This window comes from Anoxybacillus thermarum, from assembly GCF_000836725.1.
Taxonomy (GTDB): Bacteria; Bacillota; Bacilli; order Bacillales; family Anoxybacillaceae; genus Anoxybacillus; species Anoxybacillus thermarum.
The window spans coordinates 43,018-50,860 of record NZ_JXTH01000012.1; the positions used below are offsets into that span (position 1 = coordinate 43,018).

Below are 7,843 nucleotides of genomic sequence, written 5' to 3' on the forward strand. Positions count from 1 at the left end.
ATTACTAGGGGGGACTACTTTGTTTCGTTCATTAACGATGAAACTAACCGGTTTAATGGCCTTATTATTAGTCATTGCACTCGTTGCTTCGCAAACGGTCAACTACGTGCAAATGGCGTCTGTTATGAAAGATGATGCAAAAGCGCGCGCTGAGGAGCTTGTGACAGGGCTCGTTGACGATATCGAGCATAGCTTTGACAGCCAGGAAGATGCGCTAAAGCAATTTAGCGAAACGAAGGTCTTTCAAACGTTTACAAAAACAGAAGATGCGCCACTTTGGCAAGAGATTGATCAACAATTTTCGACATTTTTAAACATTCATCAAAAAGTGCAGCTCGCCTATATCGGTACGGCAAACGGCAACATGTACACGACGCCATCTGTCGATTTGCCGCCAGATTTTGACCCGACGGCGCGCCCATGGTATAAAGAGGCTGTCGCTTCACCAGATAAAGTCATCTGGACGGAGTCGTACGTCGATGCAGTAACGAATGATTATATCGTCACGATCGCTAAAGCGATTGTTGAAAACGGCCAAGTCGTTGGCGTCATCGGTTTAGACGTGTCGTTAAATACGCTAGCCGAAACAGTCGAGCAGTTGAAAGCCGGATACAACGGATATCCGATATTGTTCGATCAAAACAAATTTGCGATCGTCCATCCACAATATAAAGGAAAAGATATGTCTGACCATCCGGTCGTCAAAACGATGTTCGCAAAAGAACAAGGAGCTTATGAATACGACGAGAATGGCGAAAAACGATTGCTATATTTTGCGACGATTCCAAAGTTAAATTGGAAAGTCGGGGCAGTATATAAAGAAAAAGATTTATTAGCGACGTTAACGACTATCGGGAAAACGTCGTGGATCGTTGTCGCAATCGCAACAATCGTTGCCTCGCTTCTTATTTACGCCGTATCGCGTTCGATTGTGAAACCGATTATTCAGCTCAATGAGCGCGTGCAACAAGTAGCGACAGGCGATTTAACGGTGCATGTCGAGCCGAAAGGGAACGATGAAATTGCCCGGCTGACAAGCCACTTTAACGACATGGTGTCGCATATGCGTTCACTTATTGGCGAAGTCGATCGTTCCGTTGCAGAACTCGGTAGCGCAGCAGACCATTTAAGCGCTGTCTCCGAAGAAACGATGGCAACGAGCGAGCAAGTGACAACGGCGGTAACAGATATCGCCAAAGGCGTATCCGAGCAAGCGAGCAATTTAGATGCGATGAACGACCGCATGAACGACTTATCGGAAAAAATGGGTACGGTGACGCAATCGGCTGAACGAGTGAAGCAACTTTCTGATGAAACAAAAGAAGCAAGCTATATGGGCATTGAAAAACTAAATGTGCTGCAAGCAAAATCGACGGAGTCGCAAAACGAATTACGTTCAGTAGAAACGGTCATTGCAGATTTAGGTGCGAAAATGAAACAAATTGGTGCGATTATTCAAACGATTACTGATATTTCTGCGCAAACGAACTTGCTAGCGTTAAACGCTTCGATTGAAGCAGCAAGAGCAGGGGAGCACGGAAAAGGGTTTGCAGTCGTTGCCGAAGAAGTGCGGAAACTAGCAGAACAATCGGCGCAAGCGACCGAACAAATTCGCCAAACGATTACGTCCATCCAACAACAAGCCGCACTGGCGACCGAAGCGGTTGACCATACAAAACAAATGAACGATCAGCAACAACAGGCGGTCAACGAAACAGCCGAATCGTTTATGCATATCGCAACGATGATGGAACAATTAACGTCAGCGATTGAACATATTTTTACGCAAATTCACGACGTCAACGAAAATAAAGAACAAATCGTTGCGGCGCTGCAAAACTTAGCGGCCATTTCCGAACAATCGGCTGCATCGGCTGAAGAAGTATCCGCTTCCTCAGAAGAACAATTAAAAGCGTTAAGCACGGTGACAGAAGCGGCAGAACGGCTAAACGATATGAGCCGCTCATTGCAACAGCTCATTCACCGTTTCCACGTATAAAGCTAGGTGTGATGCCTAGCTTTTTTATTATGTTTGTAACAATTTTTTTCCTTGATTTTTTTTTACATGAGAATTACGATAAATTTAGGAGAAAAGGCCTATATTTGTTTTTTTGGAGGAGAGGGAAATGGATCAGTCGCTTATGGCGGCGTTAGAAAGTTTGCGCATTGCGCTTCATGTGACGCGCGTTGCCATTTTTCGCTTACATACAACCGCCCAAACGTATACGTTACAACGCATTCATCATATACAAACACCCTCTTCACGTCCTCTGAAGCATGATGATATCGTGCTTGCCACAGAACACGCCCGTTGTTTTGCGCATTTGTATGACGGAAATGTGTTCGTTGGGCATACAGATGAATTAGAAGGTGATGTGCGCACCATTTTTGAAGAATGGGACATTCAATCGTTTATGATTGCTCCCATTTTTATTCACGATGAACGGTGGGGATTTTTAACCGTCGTCGATTGTGAACAAAAAAGAACGTTTCCCGCTCATGAACGCGCCATTTTTTTGGCGATTGCCCGCACGATTGGCGAGTCGATGAAACGAGAACAAACGTTGCATGAATTGCAGCGGATGAAACAAGAAATGGAACAAATGAACGCGATGCTGAAGCGAAAAGTGGAAGAAGAAGTGCGAAAAAACCGCGAAAAAGATTTTATGCTCATCGAACAATCGCGCTATGCGACGATGGGGGAAATGTTAAGAAACATCGCGCATCAATGGCGCCAACCGTTAAATGTGCTCGGCTTACTTTTGCAAGATATGCAAGAAGCATATGCGTACGGGGAACTGAATGAATCGTATTTGCGCACGTCCATTCAAAAATGTTTCACCCAAATTCAACATATGTCGCGAACAATTAACGATTTTCGCAATTTTTTTAAACCGCATAAAGAAGCGACACATTTTCGGCCCATTCAAGCCATTCGCCAAGCGCTAAAAATTATTTCAGCGAGTTTAGACCATTATGGAGTTCACTTACACGTCGAAAATCGCACGCGCGCGCATATGTACGGATTCCCGAACGAAATGAGCCAAGTGTTGATTAACTTGTTGACAAATGCATGTGAACAATTTGTTGCGCGCGATATTGCACGACGAATCATTTGCGTGCGTACATATGCAGACGACTCGTTTATTTACATTCAAGTGAAAGATAATGCAGGAGGCATTGATGAAACGATACGTGCGCGCATGTTCGAACCGTACGTGACGACGAAAAAAGACGGAACAGGGCTCGGACTATATATGTCAAAAATGATTGTCACCAAAATGAACGGGGATTTATTCGTTTCATCATCGCAAAAAGGAGCGACGTTTACGATTCGCATGCCGCGCAGTAAAGGGGGAAGGGGATTATGATTGCGGTACAAACAAATGTAAAAGTATTATACGTCGAAGATGAGCCGGGCGCACGTGATATGTTGACACGTTTATTAAAGCGGCGCATTCGCGACGTCAAAGTAGCAAAAAACGGTCAAGAAGCGCTCGAACTATTTATGGCGTTTCGGCCTGATATCGTCATCACAGATATTAAAATGCCGTTTTTGAATGGATTAGAACTCATCCGCCACATTCGAGCGATTGATGAGCATGTGCAAATTATTATTACGACTGCCTATGACGATAACGATTTTTTCATTCGCGCCATTGAATATGGAGTAAATCATTTTATTTTAAAGCCGATTGACCACGAAAAATTTTTGCAATCGCTGCAACATTCCATTTATCAACGTCAGCTCGAACTTGAGCTTGAAAAACAAAAACAATATACGCGCACCATTATCGACTTTCAAGAAAATTTAATATGCATTTTAAACGAAGAACGATTGTTAGATTGCAATTTATCTTTCCAACGTTTTTTCGGAAAAGAACAAATGGAACAGCTTCGTGCCGGCCGGACGCACGTATGCGATTATTTTCTTCATGAGCCCGGCTATTTTTATATGAAAGGGGAAAGGCGTTGGATTCGTCCGCTCATTGACCGCACCATACCGTTTTTAAAAGTGAAACTAATGTGCAATCGCGGCGAAGAACATGTATTTTTAGTGAAAGCGACGTCGTTTCCAGATGAACAAGAGTCGTATTTAGTCGTCTTTACCGACATTACCGCACTTGAAGAAGAAAGTAAGCGAAACGAGTTTTTAGCGACGAAAGACCCGCTTACGAAAACGTTTAACCGGCTAAAGTTTGATGAGTTTTTTACGCGCGAAATTCAGCGCGCGAAGCGATACAAACATACATTTTCTATCATTTTATTTGACATTGATCATTTTAAAAAAGTGAACGATACGTACGGACATGACGTTGGTGATGCGGTGTTAGTGCGCATGTGTGAAGCCATTTCGAACCGTTTGCGCGATTGTGACATTTTCGCGCGTTGGGGTGGGGAAGAATTTATTATTTTAGCTCCCGCGACATCGCGAACGGGCGCTTATCGTTTAGCAGAATCGTTGCGTCATTTAGTGGAAACTGTTCATTTTCCGAAAGTCGGGCATATTACATGCAGCTTTGGCGTGTGCGAATATGAACAAGGAATGACGAAAGAACAAATGGTAAAGCGGGCGGATGAAGCGTTATATGAAGCAAAGCGTGAAGGAAGGAATCGCGTCGTCGTTAACGAATAGTATACCGTGAGAGGAGGCGGATGAAATGAAAACAGCGATTGTTGCTGCGTCGAGCCAAGGGCTCGGTAAAGCGATTGCGGCAAAACTCGTTTCGCAAGGCGTCCATGTTATGCTTGCGAGCCGCGATGAGCGGAAATTGCACGAAGTGGCCGAACAGTTAAATGCGCTCGGAAAAGGAAAGGTGGCATATACGGTGACAGACGTGACGAATCCGGAAATGATCGAGCGGTTAGTAGAAAAAACGGCAGAAACGTTTGGCGACATCCATTTGTTAGTTAATAATTCCGGAGGTCCGCCGACAGGGACGTTTACGACGTTAACAGACGATGATTGGCAACGGGCGTTTGAGTTAAATGTGCTAAGCTACGTGCGCCTTATTCGCGCGGCGTTACCGCACTTGAAAAAGACGAAGGGGAAAATTGTCAATATCGCCTCATCGTCCATTAAAGAGCCAATTCCGGGGCTGCTTCTTTCCAATACGTTTCGCCTCGGCGTTGTCGGCTTGACGAAAACGCTCGCACAAGAGCTTGCCCCGTATGGCATTTTAATTAATACGGTTGCACCGGGACGCATTGCGACAGAGCGTGTCGCCTATTTAGACGAACAACATGCGAAAAAGCTCGGCATTCGCAAAGAAGAAATAGAAGCGCGCATGAAAGCGACGATTCCGCTCGGGCGTTACGGCACGCCAGAAGAATTTGCGAACGTCGTCGCCTTTTTATTGTCCGATGAAAATACGTATATGACAGGACAGTCGCTTTTAGTGGACGGCGGCATGGTGAAAGCGATTTAAAATGAGGTGAAACATATGCAAACGATCGGTTTTATTGGGCTTGGTGTGATGGGAAAAAGCATGGCGCGACATTTGCTTCGGGCAGGTTATTCGCTCGTCGTATATACGCGGACAAAACAAAAAGCAGAAGATATATTAGCAGAAGGAGCGGTATGGAAAGAGACGGTGAAAGATGTCGCTAAAGCGGCAGACGTCGTCATGACGATGGTCGGTGAGCCGCAAGATGTCGAGCACATATACTTTGGTGATGACGGCATTCTTGCAAATGCAAAACGCGGGACGTATGTCATTGATTTTACGACGTCTAAGCCATCGCTTGCTGTACGCATTCACGAAGCGGCGAAAGAAAAAGGGATATTTGCTCTTGATGCGCCTGTATCGGGAGGCGATATTGGCGCGCGCGACGGCACGTTGTCCATTATGGTTGGTGGCGATAAAGAAGCGTTTTCGGCATGCATGCCGCTTCTCTCCCATTTAGGAAAAAATATCGTTTGGCAAGGAGAAGCAGGGGCGGGGCAACATACGAAAATGTGCAATCAAATTGCGATTGCGACAAATATGATCGGCGTATGCGAAGCGCTCGTTTATGCGGAAAAAGCAGGATTAGATCCCGAACGAGTGTTGAGAAGCATTTCACAAGGGGCGGCATCCAGCTGGTCGCTTTCCAACTTAGCGCCAAGAATGCTTGCGGGCGATTTTGCTCCCGGCTTTTATGTAAAACATTTTATTAAAGACATGGGCATTGCGCTCGCAGAAGCGGAAACGCTCGGCTTGTCGCTTCCGGGGCTAAAGCTTGCGAAACAGTTGTATGAATCGCTTGCTGAACGGGGAGAAGAACAGAGCGGGACACAGGTGTTATATAAATGGTATAAAGAATGGTAAAAAGGTGCTTTAGCGAGCACCTTTTTTTACATATGACTCGATGCGATCGAGACCTTTTTGTAACGCATCCATCGAACAAGCGTATGACAAGCGAATATATCCTTCGCCGTATGTAGAAAACGCACTTCCCGGCACGACCGCTACTTTTGCTTCTTTCGCAAGCTTTATGGCGAACTCAAATGAGGAGTGATGAAACGTTGCGATCGATGGAAAAATGTAAAACGCTCCGTTCGGCTTTTGTACGTGAAAGCCCATGGTGCGAAGGCGGTCGTACACATATTCCATTCGTTCAGCATATTGCTTTTTCATATCGTGTGCATCGTTTATTCCGACCGTTAACGCTTGAAGCGCTGCTTTTTGCGAAATGGACGTCGCGCATGAAACGTTATATTGATGCACTTTTAATATATGTTCAATGACCCATTGCCGCGCAAATAAAAGACCGATGCGAAATCCGGTCATCGCATGCGATTTGCTGACGCCGTTAATGACGATCGTTTGATCAGGAAGCCATTTTGCAATCGACTCATGCGTGCCTGTAAACACAAGTTCGCTATAAATTTCATCCGAAATGACCCAAATCGGCTTATTTTTCACAAGTTCAGCGATTTGTTGCAATTCGTCGCTCGTTAACGTCATTCCTGTCGGATTGGACGGATATGGAAGCACGATACAGCGCGTTCGCTCAGTCATAAACGGCTCGATTTGTTCAGCTAACAGTTTAAAATTTGTTTGGCGCGTATCGACATATACAGGTGTGGCTCCGCACAAACGAATAATCGGCTCATATCCCGGATAAATCGGGGCAGGGAGAATGACTTCCGAACCTTCTGTCAAAATGGTGCGAAATGCAATATCAAGCGCTTGACTTGCTCCGACGGTGACGATGACTTCATCGGTTGTATAGCGTAGCCCATATTTCGTTTCAACAAAACGGCAAGCCGCTTCCCGTAAAGGCAAGTATCCCGCATTATGCGTATAAGAAGTAAATTGCTCATCAAGCGCTCGCTTCGTTGCTTCTTTAATATGTTCCGGCGTCGGAAAATCAGGCTGTCCAATCGTTAACGAAATAATATCTTTTTCTTGTGCAACGAGATTAAAAAATTGGCGAATGCCAGATAGTTGAATATGTTGCACACGTTCATTGATCGGAAGCATCATCGTTTTTCACCTTTCTTCATTTTCTTTCTATTAAACAATAAAAGGTGAACGTTTCGCAATGTGTTTTTGCGTCAAGAGTCAGTCAAGACTTTGTGGAGAACATTTTTTCGGTTCACTACGGGTGTTGTCAATCACTAGTTAGCGAACCATTTTCAGGAATTGATATCGTAAGCGCTTTTGGACTCTCATCCCTCATCTTGAAGTGATGATATTGTATTCCATTTTTTTACACCCAACCAAAATCCCGAAGCGCCGACAACGCTTGATGGATCGGCGTCCCGGATGACCGCTGCAGACACGGTAGATTCTGACGCACCACATCTGCCCACAACCGTCCTGCCTTCCGTTTGGCCTGTTCAACCCGCTTGGAC

Annotated in this window: 6 protein-coding genes and 1 pseudogene; 5 read left to right on the forward strand and 2 right to left on the reverse strand. The window is 45.1% G+C overall.

The window, feature by feature from the left end; genetic code table 11:
• Positions 1 to 19 precede the first annotated feature (19 nt).
• The 5 genes from LH47_RS04805 (at position 20) to LH47_RS04825 (ending at position 6,311) form a co-directional block, all read left to right on the forward strand.
• Positions 20 to 1,999, forward strand: a complete 1,980-nt coding sequence (locus LH47_RS04805) for a methyl-accepting chemotaxis protein (RefSeq protein ID WP_043965160.1) — start codon at positions 20 to 22, stop codon at positions 1,997 to 1,999.
• A 127-nt stretch (positions 2,000 to 2,126) separates the two neighbouring features.
• Positions 2,127 to 3,371, forward strand: coding sequence for a GAF domain-containing sensor histidine kinase (locus tag LH47_RS04810; protein ID WP_043965162.1), 1,245 nt, complete (start codon positions 2,127 to 2,129; stop codon positions 3,369 to 3,371).
• The gene (locus tag LH47_RS04815; RefSeq protein WP_043965165.1) at positions 3,368 to 4,636 is read left to right on the forward strand and encodes a GGDEF domain-containing response regulator; all 1,269 of its coding nucleotides are present in this window, start codon (positions 3,368 to 3,370) and stop codon (positions 4,634 to 4,636) included. The genes LH47_RS04810 and LH47_RS04815 overlap by 4 nt, the downstream gene beginning before the upstream one ends.
• Positions 4,637 to 4,661: 25 nt before the next feature.
• A complete protein-coding gene (locus tag LH47_RS04820) occupies positions 4,662 to 5,429 on the forward strand; it encodes an SDR family oxidoreductase (protein WP_043965168.1) in 768 nt (255 codons plus the stop codon).
• A 15-nt stretch (positions 5,430 to 5,444) separates the two neighbouring features.
• Positions 5,445 to 6,311 carry an NAD(P)-dependent oxidoreductase gene (locus LH47_RS04825; RefSeq protein WP_043965170.1) on the forward strand — a complete coding sequence of 289 codons (867 nt, stop codon included), beginning with the start codon at positions 5,445 to 5,447 and terminating at the stop codon, positions 6,309 to 6,311.
• A 9-nt stretch (positions 6,312 to 6,320) separates the two neighbouring features.
• Here LH47_RS04825 and LH47_RS04830 read toward each other — a convergent pair whose 3' ends face one another.
• Complete coding sequence (locus LH47_RS04830; RefSeq protein ID WP_043965172.1) at positions 6,321 to 7,472, reverse strand: aminotransferase A; 1,152 nt, start codon at positions 7,470 to 7,472, stop codon at positions 6,321 to 6,323.
• A gap of 226 nt (positions 7,473 to 7,698) precedes the next feature.
• Positions 7,699 to 7,843 (reverse strand): annotated as a pseudogene (locus LH47_RS15060) (UPF0236 family protein); the annotation flags it as partial.